The sequence below is a fragment of the Rothia nasimurium genome (genome assembly GCF_035916755.1).
Lineage (GTDB): Bacteria > Actinomycetota > Actinomycetes > Actinomycetales > Micrococcaceae > Rothia.
In genome coordinates, this window is sequence record NZ_JAYWIX010000001.1 from 166,327 (window position 1) to 180,682 (window position 14,356).

The 14,356-nt window shown below is 62.2% G+C and carries 13 protein-coding genes; 8 read left to right on the top strand and 5 right to left on the bottom strand.

Going from position 1 to position 14,356, the window contains the following annotated elements; translation table 11 throughout:
- Window positions 1-72 precede the first annotated feature (72 nt).
- The 3 genes from VSX42_RS00740 to VSX42_RS00750 all read left to right on the top strand — a co-directional run bounded on the left by VSX42_RS00740 (window position 73) and on the right by VSX42_RS00750 (window position 4,831).
- The gene (locus VSX42_RS00740; protein ID WP_326502522.1) at window positions 73-2,901 is read left to right on the top strand and encodes a GNAT family N-acetyltransferase; all 2,829 of its coding nucleotides are present in this window, start codon (window positions 73-75) and stop codon (window positions 2,899-2,901) included.
- A gap of 72 nt (window positions 2,902-2,973) precedes the next feature.
- Entirely contained in the window at window positions 2,974-3,597 is a 624-nt protein-coding gene (locus tag VSX42_RS00745) for a DUF5998 family protein (protein ID WP_326502523.1), read from the top strand.
- Between the two features lies 1 nt (window position 3,598).
- On the top strand, window positions 3,599-4,831 hold the full coding sequence (locus VSX42_RS00750) for an alkaline phosphatase family protein (protein ID WP_326502524.1): 1,233 nt from the start codon (window positions 3,599-3,601) through the stop codon (window positions 4,829-4,831).
- A gap of 33 nt (window positions 4,832-4,864) precedes the next feature.
- Here the strand turns inward: VSX42_RS00750 and VSX42_RS00755 are convergent, their stop codons facing one another.
- Both VSX42_RS00755 and sepH read right to left on the bottom strand, forming a co-directional pair.
- Window positions 4,865-5,875: a hypothetical protein gene (locus VSX42_RS00755; protein WP_326502525.1), complete on the bottom strand. Its 1,011-nt coding sequence runs from the start codon at window positions 5,873-5,875 to the stop codon at window positions 4,865-4,867.
- 256 nt (window positions 5,876-6,131) lie between these two features.
- Entirely contained in the window at window positions 6,132-7,484 is a 1,353-nt protein-coding gene (gene sepH / locus VSX42_RS00760) for a septation protein SepH (RefSeq protein WP_326502526.1), read from the bottom strand.
- Between the two features lie 424 nt (window positions 7,485-7,908).
- Here sepH and VSX42_RS00765 point away from each other — a divergent pair, with 424 nt between their 5' ends.
- Complete coding sequence (locus VSX42_RS00765; RefSeq protein WP_083091691.1) at window positions 7,909-8,208, top strand: DUF4193 domain-containing protein; 300 nt, start codon at window positions 7,909-7,911, stop codon at window positions 8,206-8,208.
- A gap of 116 nt (window positions 8,209-8,324) precedes the next feature.
- Here the strand turns inward: VSX42_RS00765 and VSX42_RS00770 are convergent, their stop codons facing one another.
- Window positions 8,325-8,792, bottom strand: a complete 468-nt coding sequence (locus tag VSX42_RS00770) for a DUF3093 domain-containing protein (RefSeq protein WP_326502527.1) — start codon at window positions 8,790-8,792, stop codon at window positions 8,325-8,327.
- Between the two features lie 133 nt (window positions 8,793-8,925).
- Between VSX42_RS00770 and dut the strand changes: the two genes are divergently transcribed.
- Genes dut through VSX42_RS00785 form a run of 3 tightly spaced genes read left to right on the top strand, consistent with a single transcriptional unit; the run spans window position 8,926 to window position 10,776 of the window.
- Window positions 8,926-9,369, top strand: coding sequence for a dUTP diphosphatase (gene dut / locus VSX42_RS00775; RefSeq protein ID WP_326502528.1), 444 nt, complete (start codon window positions 8,926-8,928; stop codon window positions 9,367-9,369).
- A gap of 34 nt (window positions 9,370-9,403) precedes the next feature.
- The gene (locus tag VSX42_RS00780; RefSeq protein WP_326502529.1) at window positions 9,404-10,234 is read left to right on the top strand and encodes a DUF3710 domain-containing protein; all 831 of its coding nucleotides are present in this window, start codon (window positions 9,404-9,406) and stop codon (window positions 10,232-10,234) included.
- A gap of 5 nt (window positions 10,235-10,239) precedes the next feature.
- Window positions 10,240-10,776, top strand: a complete 537-nt coding sequence (locus VSX42_RS00785) for an asparaginase (protein ID WP_237211986.1) — start codon at window positions 10,240-10,242, stop codon at window positions 10,774-10,776.
- A gap of 84 nt (window positions 10,777-10,860) precedes the next feature.
- On the opposite strand, the gene VSX42_RS00790 is transcribed toward VSX42_RS00785, so the two are convergent.
- Both VSX42_RS00790 and VSX42_RS00795 read right to left on the bottom strand, forming a co-directional pair.
- Entirely contained in the window at window positions 10,861-11,514 is a 654-nt protein-coding gene (locus VSX42_RS00790; RefSeq protein ID WP_135011890.1) for a potassium channel family protein, read from the bottom strand.
- Window positions 11,505-12,197 carry a TrkA family potassium uptake protein gene (locus VSX42_RS00795; protein WP_326502530.1) on the bottom strand — a complete coding sequence of 231 codons (693 nt, stop codon included), beginning with the start codon at window positions 12,195-12,197 and terminating at the stop codon, window positions 11,505-11,507. The genes VSX42_RS00790 and VSX42_RS00795 overlap by 10 nt, the downstream gene beginning before the upstream one ends.
- A gap of 266 nt (window positions 12,198-12,463) precedes the next feature.
- Here VSX42_RS00795 and VSX42_RS00800 point away from each other — a divergent pair, with 266 nt between their 5' ends.
- The gene (locus tag VSX42_RS00800; RefSeq protein ID WP_326502531.1) at window positions 12,464-14,338 is read left to right on the top strand and encodes an APC family permease; all 1,875 of its coding nucleotides are present in this window, start codon (window positions 12,464-12,466) and stop codon (window positions 14,336-14,338) included.
- The last annotated feature ends 18 nt before the right edge of the window (window positions 14,339-14,356 follow it).

Sequence of the window (14,356 nt, forward strand, 5' to 3'; positions counted from 1 at the left end):
CACACGCTGTGAGCTCCACCTCAATCGCGTTATGATGGGGGAAAGCGCCCCCAGCACGCCCAGGAGCACCCCGTGACTGAATCAGAAGCACCCGCAGGCCGCTACGAGCAGGACGGCCAGGCCCCACGTTTCACGCCGGCTGACCCGGCCCACCCCACAACCGACGAAATCCCCTTTATCTACCCGGCCCACTGGGAGGCGGACGTCGTCCTGCGCGATGGAGCCACCGCCAACCTGCGCCCCGTTGTCCCCACCGACCGGGCAGCCCTCGAAAAAATGTACTCGGGCCAGTCAGAGCGCACTATCTACCTGCGTTTCTTCACCCACAAACCCACCCTGAGCGACAAAGAACTGACCCGGTTCACCACGGTGGACCACAATAACCGGGTTGCCTTCGTCATTATGCTGGGCGATGAAATGATCGGCATCGGCCGCTACGACCGCACCCACAACCCCACGGAGGCCGAAGTAGCCTTCATGATTTCCGATGCCCACCAGGGGCGCGGCATCGGGTCAATCCTGCTAGAACACCTCGCAGCAGCTGCTAACGAACGCGGCATTGACAGGTTCAGCGCCGAAGTCCTGCCCCAGAACCGCAAAATGCTCAATGTCTTCACCGATGCGGGCTACGAGATTTCCCGCGAATTTGAAGACGGCCTGGTCATGGTCTACTTCAACATCGACCCCACCGACCGCTCCCGCGGCGTGATGGAAGCCCGCGAGCACCGCGCCGAAGCCAAATCTATCGCCGAGCTCCTTGCCCCAGATACCGTTGCCGTGATCGGTACAGCGCCCCGCTGGGAAGCCAACGGCCACAAGGTCATTAAAACCCTGGTGACAGGCGGATTCACTGGCACCCTCTACGGCGTCAACGAGGACCAGCTACCTGCCGGTGAGGTGCCCATTTACCCCAGTATCGGTGAAGTACCGGCCCGTGTAGATTTAGCTATTATCGCCGTCCCCATCGCCGAGGTAGCCGCAGCCGTAGAAGCCTGCGGCGAGGCGGGCGTCCGCGGCGTCCTCATCTACACCTCCGGCTACGCGGACGACGGGGCCCGCGGCCGCGCCCGTCAAAAAGCCCTGGTGAAATCGGCACGTAGCCACGGTATGCGCGTCATTGGTCCTGCCTCCTTCGGCCTGCTGAACAATAACCCTGGCGTCCGCCTTGACGCCACCATCAGCGCCCAAGATCCCAAACCCGGCGCCCTGGGTCTCTTTAGCCAGTCCTCGGCTATCGGCGCCATGTTCTCTAACACCGCCGTCAAACGCAACATCGGTGTATCGTCCCTGGTCTCAGCGGGTAACCGCGCCGACGTGTCGGGTAACGACATCATGCAGTACTGGGAAGACGACGAAGCAACCCGCGTTTGCGCCCTCTACCTTGAATCTATCGGCAACCCCCGAAAGTTCTCCCGTATCGCCCGCAGGCTCTCCCGCGTCAAGCCCGTACTCGTGGCCAAGAACGCTGTGACCGGCCAGCAGCTCCCTCCCGGGCATTCGGGGCGAACCTCCATTGCCCCCACCGAAGCCCTGGACGCCATGTTCAAGCAGGCTGGAGTCATCAGCGCCGAAACCTTCGACCAGGTGCTCGACGTGGCCCAGGTGCTGGTCTCCCAGCCCCTTCCCGCTGGGCGGCGCGTGGCTATCCTCTCCAACGCCTCAGCCCTGGGGCAGATTATCGCCGACAAATCCGAGGCCCTGAACATCGATGTGCGGGTGACCGAGTCCATGCTGAGGCTCACCGATGACGGGATCGACGGGCTGGAGGTGCTTGAGGACGTGGCAACCAGCGCCCTCGAAGCATCAGATATTGATGCAGCCATTGGTGTCTTCCTCACCGGCGACTCTATCGACCCCAAGGATGTTGCCCGCGTCCTTTACCGCGCAGGCAAGCGCACCGGAAAACCCGTGGTTGCTGCCTTCCCCGGCACGCTGAGCTTTGATGCAGCCCTTCGCGGAATCTGGGAAGACCCGGATGAGCGGACGCCCGCCCCAGCAGAGAACGACGCAGCGGGGGAGAGCGCCCCCACCCTGCAAGAAGGGCTGCCCTGCTTTGAGTCCCCGGGGGCTTCTATACTGGCTTTGGCAAGCGTCATGGACTATGTGGAGTGGCGGGAGAAAGAAACCGGGGTTCTGGCTACTCCCGAGAACGTCAGCCCCAAGGCTGCGGCTGCTGATATCGCCCAGCACCTGACCCAGGTGAGCGGTGAGAACCTACTCGATGTACCAGCCTCTGCCACCGAAGAACTCCTTGCCCACTACGGCATTAGCCTGCTGCCCGAATACGGCTTTGACACCGCAGAAGAAGCGGTTGAGGCCGCTGCCCGGGCAGGCGGCTACCCGGTCGTGTTGAAAACAATTGACGACTTCCTGCGCCACCGCATAGATTTGGGCGGCGTGCGCCTGGGCATCGAAAGCGACGCCGAACTTATCAGCGAAATAGCCCAAATGCACCGCGTGCTCGAACCCTATGGCAGGTTCGACCTCACCGTGCAGAAACAGGCTCCTGCCGGTCAAACAGCTGTACTCACCGGCATCGAAGACCCCCTGATTGGCCCCGTGGTCTCTTTCGGTATGGCCGGGGATGCTACCAGCCTGCTGGAAGACTGGGCCCACCGCATCCCACCGTTGACCGAACGGGATGTCTATAAGATGGTGCGCTCGCCCAAGGCCGCAGTCAAGCTCTTTGCTGACGGCGACCTGCCCCAGGTGCGGGTGGACCTGCTCGAAGATCTTTGCGCTCGGGTAGCTCTGATGAAAGACAACCACCCCGAGATTGCCTACCTTGAGCTCAACCCCGTCCTGCTCTCACAAGAGACCCTCACGGTGGTGGGTGCCAAGATACGCCTGGGTAACCCCCAACAGCGCACCGACTCTGCCCGCCGAACCATGAGCAGCTAAGTGTAACCTAGTCATGACCTAAGATGGAGGGTAGACCTACTGGCCAGATTCACCCTAGAAAGAGACGAGACGATGAACCTCAGCGCAGCCGAAGCCCTCACCAGGGATATTCAGCAGGCAGGATTTTACCCCGAGCTCGTCCTCGATACGGTCGATGAAGCCCTGGCGGGGTTGGTGCCTACCTCGCACCTGGTTCAGGTCGAGACCCACTTTGACCAGAACGAGGTGCACCGCCACATTACGGTGCTGGTGCTGGCCGGTCAGATGCTCCTGGTCGCCCACCTGGATGACCAGAACCTCGACGAAAGCGGCCAGCAGGTGCTCGCCCACGTGTCGGTTGAGACCCTGCACGTGAGCCGTATTCGAACCCTGACCATCAGCTACACCTACCCGCAGCCCCAGCACTACCGGGCCGGTAGACCCGTCTCAGAAGTATCGATGCTGATCGCCTGGACGGGCTCCCAGCGCCTTGATGTGCAACCGGCAGACTGCCCTGACCCCGCCTGCGATGCCGACCACGGCTACACCGGTATGGGCCCACGAGAAGACATGCTCCTGCGTGTGAGCGCCCCGGCCGACGGGGAAGCTGCGACCGATCAGGCTAGGAGCTTCGCCCGCGCACTGCGCTCTGCCCACATGGCAGCAATGAACCAGGTAGCCGCCCCGGCAGGTGGCTCCGCCCAGGCAGGGGCCTAAGATGAGCGTCCTGACCGATTACTGCGGTAACGCCCTACCCACCGAACCCGGCTACGGCGGCAACAACCTAGCCAATCTCTTCGAATCCTGCGGCACCCTGGTCGCCCAGGGGGCTATCACCCCCGACCCGCACCCCCTGCACGGGGCAGGACGTCACGACCTGCTCGGCCTGGCAGACCGCCTGCGCGCCGCCGGGGTTGACCCTACCCGCTACCGCAGCGTTTGCCTGGTCATGGTCGACGGGTTGGGGCAGAGCCTACTGACTTCCTACGGCTCCTATGCCCCCTTCTTGAAAAAGGCCACCCAACTCGGCCCGATTCACTCGGCCGTTCCCTCGACCACGGTGGCTTCACTCAGCAGCCTGGGAACAGCCACCCCGCCGGGCTACCACGGCATGGCCGGGTACGAGGTGAAAAACCCGGCTACCGGGGCCGTGATGAACCAGCTGTCGGGCTGGGACAAGGCTGTCGACCCCCATCAGTGGCAGCCCCACCCCACGGTCTTTGAACGCTACCAAAACCACCTGGATGTAGCGACAGTATCGCTGAGTAAATATGCGGGCACCGGTCTGAGCGAGGCTGGCCTGCGGGGCGGACGTTTCGTGCACGCAGCCGGGTACGCAGCCCGCACCACCCTGGCTGCTAGCCTGTTGAACTCCCGTAAACCGTCCCTGGTCTACCTCTACTGGGGGGAAATTGACCAGGCCGGACACAAGTTCGGTACCCGGTCTGACCAGTGGCTAGAGCAGCTGGAAGAGCTTAACCTCGCGCTGAAGTCGCTGGCTCGCAGGCTGCCCCCGCACGTGCTGTTGTTGGTGACGGCAGACCACGGCATGGTCGATATCGCCCCTGAGAACCGCATCGACTACTCGGGCGATACGGCTCTGCTGGATAACATTGAGCTGACGGCGGGCGAACCCCGCATGGTGCAGCTCTACTTGAAAGACACCAGCACTTCTGCCCGCCAGAACGCCCTGGGCCGGTGGGCTGAGGCCTGGGGCGACCAGGCCTGGGTCTTTGACTCAGAAGAACTCTTTGAGGCCGGCTATTTTGGCCAGCCGGTAACCGATGAGGCCCGCCGCCGTATCGGCCATATTATCGTGGCTGCCCGCGAACCTATCGCCCTCTACGACATGCGGCACTACAAGCCCCACGCCCTGCAGATGGTGGGCCAGCACGGGTCTCTCACACTTGAGGAAACTCAGGTGCCCCTGTTGATGCTACCCACCGGCTAGAACCGGTGCGGACGCCCGCCCCGCCGCGTGCGGCTAGGGGCTGGTAGGTGTTGCTAGGGCGGGAGCTAGGCTGCTACCGTCAGCGGCTGGAGCGTTGGAGAGGCTGGCTGCGCTGGCGGTCTCGGCGGCAGAGTCGGTTTCAACGGGGCGGCTGGGCTCGTCGATAGGAGTCGCATCGGTGGGAGCTACTACCTCGGCCGGGGTTGTAGCTACCGGTGTGGGTTCAAGAGTGAGGGTTTCTTCCGCCGCCGGGGTCTCTTCAAGAGTGGGCTCAGGCGGGGCAGTTTCTAGCGCTGATTCAAGCGGGGTAGGCTCCAGGGTTGCTTCGACTACGGGATCCTCTTGGGTGGGGGCATAGAGTACGCTGCCGGGGGCTACCGGTTCTTCGGTGCCGCCGTCCTGCTCCGTAACGGTGGGAGCCTTGGTGTTAAAGCTGGGTACCGGCGCCGCTGCTGAGCTCTCTGCTGCCGACGAGCTGGCCTCTGCCACCGTGGGGCTGGGGGTTACCTCTACCGTGGTTTGGCGAGAGGCATCATCGTTCAGGGGGAGCAAGAAAGCAGCAACCAGGGCGATAGCTGCGGCGGTGAGAACCGCAGATCCCACAAAAAAGACCTTTGAACCGGTCTTGCGGTCTTCCTGCTCATCTGCTGCACTTGGAGGTGCTAGGCGGTCACGTTCAGCTGCTGCGGCCGCGGCGGCGGCCAGGGCTGCCTGCCTGCGGGCTTCTTCTGCCCGTTCGGCCTCTTTCGCCGCAGCTTTTTCAGCGGCCCGGTCAGCCCGTCGTTCTTCGCGGGTGAGCTTTTCAACCACGTCCCCGTTGCGCATGAGACCAAAAGCTAGGGAATCGTCGTCCGTGTCGATCACGGTGCGGGTGCTCCCGCTATCGGCAGTCACGTACTCGTAGCCGTTTGCCAGAGGGAGGGTTTCGGTCGCATCATCGGCAGTGCCCTCGGGAGCAGGAGCGGGTAGCGCCTCGGTGGCGTCGTCGGTGGTGGGCTTCTGGTCGTCAGACTTGGGTGACTGGTGGGAACGGGGCGTGGTCACGTTTTCCTTATCAAGTGTTTCTAAGCCCTTTACCCGTGTGCGAAACGGTTGCGACGTGGGCTGGTGCGGTGAAAATAAGAGAGATTACTGTATCTAGTGTACGCGCTGAAAGCTTGCTGGTGCTGTGGTGCCTCTAACGAAAACACCCGTGAAATCGGCGACCTCCCTTGGCCCTTACACCAGTAAGAGCAAAGCCCCGCGCCCTTCCCCAAAAGGGGCGGACGCGGGGCTTGGGCAGGCGCTGCCAGCGGCGGGTTTAGCGGCGCTGGTTGCCGAAGATAATGTCGTCCCAGCTCGGTACGCTGGTGCGCTTGGCCCGGCTAGCCTTGGGCTGCTGGGCCTTAGGCTCTTCTTCTACCTGCTCGGCCTGCGCCTCAGGGGCATCTTCTGCACCCTCGGTAAGGGGAGACTGAGCCTGCCGGGAATCAGCTTCGCGCTGGGGCTCCACAGCGACGGGCGAGCCATCGGTGCCCTGGCCCTGCTCATCAGGCAGGGAACCCTGAGCACTTGAAGTCTCGGCGGTCAGGGGAGCTTCCTCAAGAGCTACCGGAGCTTCGGTGCTATTCTCGGTAGCCTCCTCAGGTACCTGCTGCTCTACGGTATTTTCGCTAGTGGCATTTTCACTGGCTGTATTTTCGCTAGCGGCAGTCTGCTGCTGGGCTGCTTCTTCGGCTACCGGCGCAGCAGGTTCTTCGGTTTCAGGGGCAGGATCGGCCTGCACCTCGGCCGCGGGGGCAGGGCGGGAGCTGCGGCGGGCACGTTCGAGCAGGTCAGCTAGCTTGCGCTCGCTGGCAGGGTCAAAGGAGCGGACGCCGCGGCGGGCGGCCAGCTCGTCGAGCAGCTCGTTCTGTTCCTTCTGCTCGGGGATGCTCACGCGGGCGATGCGGGGCTCGGCAACCTGAACACCAACGGTAGCGGGAGCAGCCTGCTCGGGAACGTCGCTTGCAGCCTCGTCCTGGGGCGCCGCTGCCTGCTTGGCCGGGCCCGGAATGGGGGCATCGTGGGAGTGGTCGCGGCCCATGAGGAAGTAGGCGGCTTCGTTTGAAGCGTAGATACTCTGGTTGGCAGGGTTGAAGTTCCATCGAGCGGGGAACATGACGCCGCGGGGCAAGTTAGCCTGGGCGTCCTCGCCTAGCTCTACATCGACAGACACGGTCCACTGGCCTGACTCCTGCTGCCAGGTGCTCCACTCCATCGGGGCTTGGGAGAAGTCGAAGCGTTCAGATACAGCTTCGATGTGCTGATTGAGGCTCTGAGCAGTTCCACCCTGGCCGGGGGCAGGGGAGATGACCACGGTACGGGCTGTCTGGATGATGTTGGCGCGTTCAGCGACGATGGGCCACTCGTAGCGGCGCACGCGCTCCGGCTCCCACCCTGACTCTGCGGCAATCTCTTCAACCGTTGCACCCTGGCGGAAGCGGGTCTGGATATCGCGGGGGCCAAAGGCTCCGCTAGCGCTGCCGCCGCGCAGGGGGCTGATACGGCGGGCGCGGGCAATGCTCTGCCGTAGGTTCTGGTCGATGGGCAAGAGGTAGGTTGCGCCGTCAGATGATTCGAGGACGAGGTTTTCACCGTCGTCGTGAATGCCAGCAAGTCGCAGTTCTCGCACTGCTCGGTCTCCTTAGATGGGGCCGGGCACCGCCTCAGCAGAGAGGGGTGCTCACTTCAATCTTTACACTTACTTGAAAGACTACCGGCTCAAGCTGTGCTTGAAAGCTAAAGTAGCTGGGGGCAGGAGAGAAGTTTTGAAAAAACCCGGTTTTTCAAGGGTTTTTCGCTCAAGTTCAGCAAGAGCTTGAAATATTTTTCTGCTCCCGTATCAGCCCTGTCTGAGCCATTGTGACTCGCTGAGAGAGAACATGAAGTTTGCACTTGCATTATCGGGGGCAATGGTGAACAATTCTACCCGTCACCTCAACACAGTCGTAGACCCTGACGAGCGCAGAGTTGGTCGACACCAAGACCGAGGTGCAGGTACCCCAGACCAGACAGAGGGGGTATCTACCCTTCGCACACTTAATACGGAGAAAACCATGGCAACCGATTACGATGCACCTCGCAAGCAGGATGAAGAGAGCAAGGACCAGTCCTTTGAGGAGCTGCGTTCACGCCCCTCAGAAATGCAGTCAGGTGCAGTGGATGAGGACGAAAACGCAGCGGCCGAAAGTTTTGAGCTGCCCGGTGCTGACCTCTCCAATGAAGAGCTGAACGTTGTGGTGCTCCCTGCACAGGACGATGAGTTCACCTGTGCTTCCTGCTTCCTGGTGCGTCATCGCTCCCAGATCGCCCGCGAAGAGGGCGACCTCAAGTTCTGCATCGAGTGCGAGAGCTAAGACTAAGAAACTTCAAAAGTACGAGGGCAGGCCCGCGTTATATAACGCGGGCCCGCCCTCGTATCAGCCAGAAATGATGTATGTCTGCCAGGTGCTAACAGTCTTTGGGCGTCTTATTAGTCTTCTTCGGGCAGACCCTCATTCAGGATGGCGGCAATTTTTTCGGGGTGGCGGGAGGACGCAATCCAGTAGGGGGTAGGGTCTGCCGGGTCAGTGATCTGAATACGAATGACTGAGGTAATCCACCCGCGGAAACACATGTAGGCGCGGCCATCGAGTGCTGGGCCGGTAGCGAGGCGGGCATCTTCACCTCGGAAGGCGTAGGCCCGACCAACATAGTCACGCTCGATACGGGCCCGGCCAAAGCGCACGGTTGTCTCGGTAATTTCGATGGTGGGGGAGCTGCCGTAGAGTATTCCGCCGACCAGCAGGAACATCACGATACCGGCAATAATTCCAGCGGTGATATTAATCGGTGCGCCTACCAGGAAGGAGGCTAGGCCAACACCCAGGCAACCTATCCACAGGCCGATTCCGGGGGCCAGACGTTCACGGTAGAGCACGGTGGGGACGGTAGCAGGCATAGCTTCCTTCGACGAGGGACAAACTGTGAAGTATGAGCCGGGGCAAACCCGGCGCACAGGTTCTAGTCTAAGGGGTTTTGGCGCCCGATGTGGACGGCACCGGAGCACTTAAGCCGGTACAGTAAAGAGGGTGATGAATCAGCTTAAGATTGATATCAAGATGCTCGATGAGGGAATTGAGCCCCCCGCCTACGCCCAGCCCGGGGACGCCGGTGCTGATTTGCGCTCGCGCGTGGACCTCACCCTGCAACCGGGTGAACGGGCCCTAGTGCCGACCGGTGTGGCCATCGCCCTGCCCGAGGGCTATGTGGGTCTGGTGCACCCCCGTTCGGGTCTGGCTGCTAAGCACGGCATTACGATTGTGAACGCGCCGGGCACCGTTGATTCCGGGTATCGGGGTGAGCTCATGGTCTGCCTGCTTAATACCGACCGGGAGCAGGCTTTTGAGATTCAGCGCGGTGACCGCATTGCCCAGCTGGTTATTCAGCGGTTTGAGCCGGCTACTTTTAATGTGGTGCAGAGTTTGAGCGAAACTGAGCGCGGAACTGCCGGGTTCGGTTCAACGGGCGTACAGTAAGAGCAGTAGATAGGCGAGGGCCGAAGGAGGCACTATGTTTGGTTTTGGTAAGAAAAAGAATGGCGCGGACGCCGCGGCTGAGCGTGAACAGGGCACGGCTGGTGATGCGGTAGAGCACAACGGGAACGACAGCGTTCCCGAAGAAGCACCTGCTGAGGCTACCCAGGGCGAGGCTCCCCAGCCCGCTGCGGACGAGTTAGCAGCTGCGTCCTTTGTGGAATTTACCCGTGATAACGGCCCCTTTGACATCACCGAGCAGCGCACCGGCTCTAGCTACATTGACCTGGGCGGCCTGTTGGTCAAGAGCAACCCCGGGCTGAACCTGCGCCTTGAGGCGGACCAGAAGACCCAGCAGGTTATCGCGGTGACCCTGCAGCTGGGGGAAGGCACCCTACAGGTGCAGGCTTTTGCGGCTCCTAAGAGCCGCGGTATCTGGGATGAGATCCGTAAGGAACTGTCTGAAAGCGTACGACGTCAGGGCGGCCAGGTTGATATCAACGATGGCCCCTTTGGGCGTCAGCTGATTTCCCGCGTACCCGCTGAACTTCCCGACGGACGCAAGGGCTTCCGTATCGCTCGTTTCGTGGGCGTGGACGGGCCCCGCTGGTTCGTCCGTGGTGTCTTCTCGGGTAAGGCCGTGCTGCCCGGTGAGAGTGCTACCGCCCTTGAAGAGGTCTTCCGTACCATCGTGGTCAACCGCGGTTCAGACCCCATGCCCCCGCGCGACCTGCTGCCCATGCGCGTACCCCAGAACATTCAGGACGCCGCTGCCGCCCAGGCCGCTGCCGCAGCGGCTGCCCAGGCTGAGAAGAAGCCCACCGTTGAGGTGCCCCGCCGCGGCCCCGAAATCACTGAAATCGGCTAGCGCCCATGCCTGAGACTGAGTCTCCCTTTACCCAGCAGCGGGCTGCCGGGCCGGTCACCCGCCTGGAAGAGTACCCCGAGCGTTTTCGCGCCAGGGCCGCCGGGCGTGTAACCCGCGTGCACATGTCGCATGTGGGGGCTAACCCCCGGTTCGAGGTGACCCTGCTGGTCGATAAGTCTAAGCCCCTTCCTCCGGCTAAGACCCACCCCATGACGGGTATGCCCATTGCAGAGACCGGTGAAGATCTCGATGACACCACCGATGTGAGCACCACCGAAGACACCTCAACCGGCCAGATTTCTGTGCTGGATGAGGAGACCGGCTTCACCACCCGGTTTAGCGTTAACCGGGCGGCTCCCCGGGTGCTCTACCCGGAGTTCCCGCCCCTGAGCCCCGGTACGGTGCTGACCCTGATTTGGCAGGGTCAGCGCCAGGTGCCGGGAATAGAGGCAGGCGGCTATCTTCGGGTCTCGGGCATGCTGAGCACCCGCGAGAAGCCCCTCATGTACAACCCGCGCTACGAGATTGTTCCGGCCCTCTAGCCGCAGGCGCAAGGACGCCGCCGGCCCCACCTTCGGCGAAGAAGGCGGGGCCGGCGTCCTTTTTGCTGATAAGCACGAAGAGAGCTAGCTGAAGAGGGCGCGGATGTCGTCCTCACCGGTGGGGGTGGTGATGAAGAAGAGCTCGTCGCCGCCCTCAATCACGTCGTCGCCGCTGGGGGTAATCGGTACCCCGTCGCGCAGAATGGCGGTAAGGGTAGTCTCGTAGGGCCACTGCACGTTATCGACGGTGTGGCCAATAATCGGGTGGTCGGTGGGCACGGTGTATTCGACCAGGGTGGCGCTACCGGTCTTGAGGGTGAGCAGACGGACAACGTCGCCCACCTCTACCGCTTCTTCCACCAGGGCGGTCATGAGGCGCGGGGTAGAAACCGCAACGTCCACGCCCCAGGAGTCGTCGAAGAGCCACTCGTTCTTGGGGTTATTTACGCGGGCCACGGTGCGGGGTACCCCGAACTCACTGCGGGCCAGCAGCGATACCACCAGGTTGGTTTTGTCGTCGCCCGAGGCGGCCACAATGACGTCTGCGTTCTCGGGCTTGGCCTGGCGCAGGACGGACAGCTCGCAGGCGTCCCCAATCACCCAGTGGGCGTGCTGAATGTCGCTGCGGGAAATCGCCTCGGGCTTGATGTCGATAATGGTGACCGTGTGGCCGTGGGAGAGTAGTTCGCGGGCGCTAGATGAGCCCACCGAGCCAGCGCCGATAACGATTACTTCCATTCCAGATCCCCCTCAGCGTTGCGTGCCGGGGGAGTACCCAGCACCCTGGCAATGTCGTTGATGTCTTCGGTGCGCATCATTGCGTGCACCGTATCGCCCTGCTGGTAGGAGGTCTCCTTGGTGGGGAGCATACCCTCCCCAAACCGGGTCAGGTAGGCCACGCGCACACCGGCAGCTCGCTCAATCTCGGTCAGGGCGTGCCCAGCCCAGGCCGCGTGCAACTGCAGCTCACCAAGCATCAGGCGGCCCGAAGCCTCACGAAAATCACCGGCCATAGCCTGCTCCGGCAAAATGCGGCGCAGCACCTGGTCTGTCGACCAGCGCACCGCAGCCACCGTAGGAATACCCAGACGCTGGTAGAACTCAGCCCGGTTGGGGTCGTAGATACGGGCCACCACGTGCTGCACCCCAAAGGTCTCACGAGCCACGCGGGAGGCAATAATGTTGGAGTTATCGCCAGAAGACACCGCGGCAAAAGCGTAGGCGTGCTCAATACCGGCCCGCTTGAGGGTCTCGCGGTCAAAGCCCACACCGGTCACCTTCTTACCCGCAAAATCCTTGCGCAACCTGCGGAAAGACCGGTCATCCTGATCGATTACAGCAACCGAATGACCCGCATCTTCTAGGGTATGGGCCAGCATGACGCCCACACGACCAGCACCCATAATCACAAAATGGGGCACTTAGCACCTCACGAAACCACGACGGAAACAAACATAAACCCCGCACAGCAGGGTTGCCTCTAGTCTACGCCCGGCGGCCCCACCGCCCAACCGGCGCGCCATAGCCGCGCGGGGGCGTCCTTACCCACAAGCAAAATGTGGTGTGTATAGCTGTGTTTTCCCCGCTCTACCGACTACGGTTAGAGCCTGTGAGAAATATTAGGAGCGCGGCCACCCGCCTGATTTTTGGTGCCCCCGTCACCAGCAGGCACGCAAAGAAAGGCAACTTGCCCAAACGCCGTGCCCTACCCCTCTTCGGGGCGGACGGGTTCTCGTCGGTTGCCTATGCCCCCGACGAAATTCTGCTGACCCTGCTCCTGGCCGGCCACGGTGCCCTCGCCTACTCGCCCCTGGTGGGGCTGGGTATTGCCCTGATTTTGCTGGTTGTGGTGGGCGCCTACCGCTACAACATCCAGCATGTGGGCGAGCGCGGCGACTTCGCCCTGGTGCACCAGAACCTGGGGATAACCGCCGCTATCGTGCTGGGGGCGGCCCTGATGGTTGACTTTATGCTCACGGTTGCGGTGTCGCTGTCTTCTGCTGCCCAGTACCTTGAATCGATTACCCCGGTGCTTCTGGGGCATCAGCGGCTGATTGCCTGTTCCCTCATTGCTCTGGTGACCTTTATCTGCCTGCGCGGCCTCAAGGTGATGCTGCGGGTATCGCACCTTCCCTCTTACGTCTTTTTAGTGCTTCTGGCGGTAACCGTGGCCTGCGGTCTCATTGCGGACGCCACCGGGCAGCTCGGGCGCGCGGTATCGGCTGACTACACGGTGGTGGTAGCCGATGGTGCTGCAGAGGTGCTGACCACCCATCTCGGTGTTGGCCTGCTGTTGGTGAGGGCTTTTGCCTCCGGATCTGTGGCACTGACTGGGGTGAACACCGTTAGTAACGCCGTGAAGGCCTTTGCCCCGCCGCGTCAACGTAACGCGGCCACCAGCCTGATAGTGATTGGCGGCCTGTCTGCCCTGTCCCTGCTGGGGGTGCTCTACCTGGCCCGGCAAACCGGGGTGGTCAGCGTCCTTGACCCAGCTCAGGGGCTACTGATTAACGGGCAGCCCGCGGGCGAAGACTTCCACCAGGTGCCCGCTCTGCTCCAAATCACCGACGCTATCTTCGGCATCCCCCTGGCCAGCGTCCTGCTGGGCGCAGCCACCATCGGTGTGCTCATCGTGGCGGCTATGACGGCCTTCACCGGCTTCCCCATGCTAGCGACCACCATCGCCGCTAAACAATATCTGCCGGTGCATCTTTCCGCTCGTAGCTCCACCGTGCTCTACGCCAACGGCGTTCTGGCTCTGGGGTCCAGCTCTATGCTGCTGGTCGCTATCGTCGGCCCCAACGTGCACGCCCTGGTGCAGATGTACATTGTAGGTGTCTTTACCGCTATGACCCTCACCCAGTACGCGGTGCTCCGCAACCGCTGGCGGGCCCAGCGCATCACTCTCGATACCAAAAAACGCCGCACCCTCTTGCGCGACATCGGCATCAGCGCTATCGGCACCGGTGCCTCGGTTACCGTACTCGTGGTCATCATTCTTACTAAGTTCACCCACGGTGCCTGGGTCACCGTGCTGCTCATTCTTCTTCTGACCTGGCTCATGATCAAAACCAACAAACACTACAGCAATATAGACCGGCAGCTAGCCCTCTCAGCCGACCCCGAACAACTGGCCGCAGACCGGGCGCTGCCCTCCCGCGTCCACGCCCTCATCTACGTTGAGCGGGTACGCAAACCCGTACTCCGGGCCCTCGCCTACGCACGAGCCTCCCGCCCCTCGTCCATCGAAGCTCTCGTGGTGAACGTGGACGAAGCCCGCACCCGCGAAAACATCGATACCTGGGAAGCCCTTGAACTGCCCGTCGACCTGACCGTGCTAGACTCGCCCTACCGCAACCCCGCCGCCAGCGTGCTCGAATACGTGCAGCAGATGCGACAAAAATCCCCCCGCGACGTGCTCGTGGTCTACCTGCCCGAATACGTGGTCTCCCACTGGTGGCAGGGCATCTTCCACCGCCGCACCGTGCATAAACTCAAAGCCCGCCTGCGCCACGAACCGGGCGTCGTTGTAGCCTCCGTGCCCTGGCAAATCGACCGCTAACGCCTCCCCATGCCCTAC

Bases quoted from the DNA above. Each gene is read 5' to 3' on its own strand.
- VSX42_RS00750 (WP_326502524.1), top strand. From the start codon at position 3,599: ATGAGCGTCCTGACCGATTACTGCGGTAACGCCCTACCCACCGAACCC.
- VSX42_RS00765 (WP_083091691.1), top strand. From the start codon at position 7,909: ATGGCAACCGATTACGATGCACCTCGCAAGCAGGATGAAGAGAGCAAG.
- VSX42_RS00770 (WP_326502527.1), bottom strand. From the start codon at position 8,792: ATGCCTGCTACCGTCCCCACCGTGCTCTACCGTGAACGTCTGGCCCCC.
- dut (WP_326502528.1), top strand. From the start codon at position 8,926: ATGAATCAGCTTAAGATTGATATCAAGATGCTCGATGAGGGAATTGAG.
- VSX42_RS00790 (WP_135011890.1), bottom strand. From the start codon at position 11,514: ATGGAAGTAATCGTTATCGGCGCTGGCTCGGTGGGCTCATCTAGCGCC.
- VSX42_RS00745 (WP_326502523.1), top strand. From the start codon at position 2,974: ATGAACCTCAGCGCAGCCGAAGCCCTCACCAGGGATATTCAGCAGGCA.
- VSX42_RS00780 (WP_326502529.1), top strand. From the start codon at position 9,404: ATGTTTGGTTTTGGTAAGAAAAAGAATGGCGCGGACGCCGCGGCTGAG.
- VSX42_RS00785 (WP_237211986.1), top strand. From the start codon at position 10,240: ATGCCTGAGACTGAGTCTCCCTTTACCCAGCAGCGGGCTGCCGGGCCG.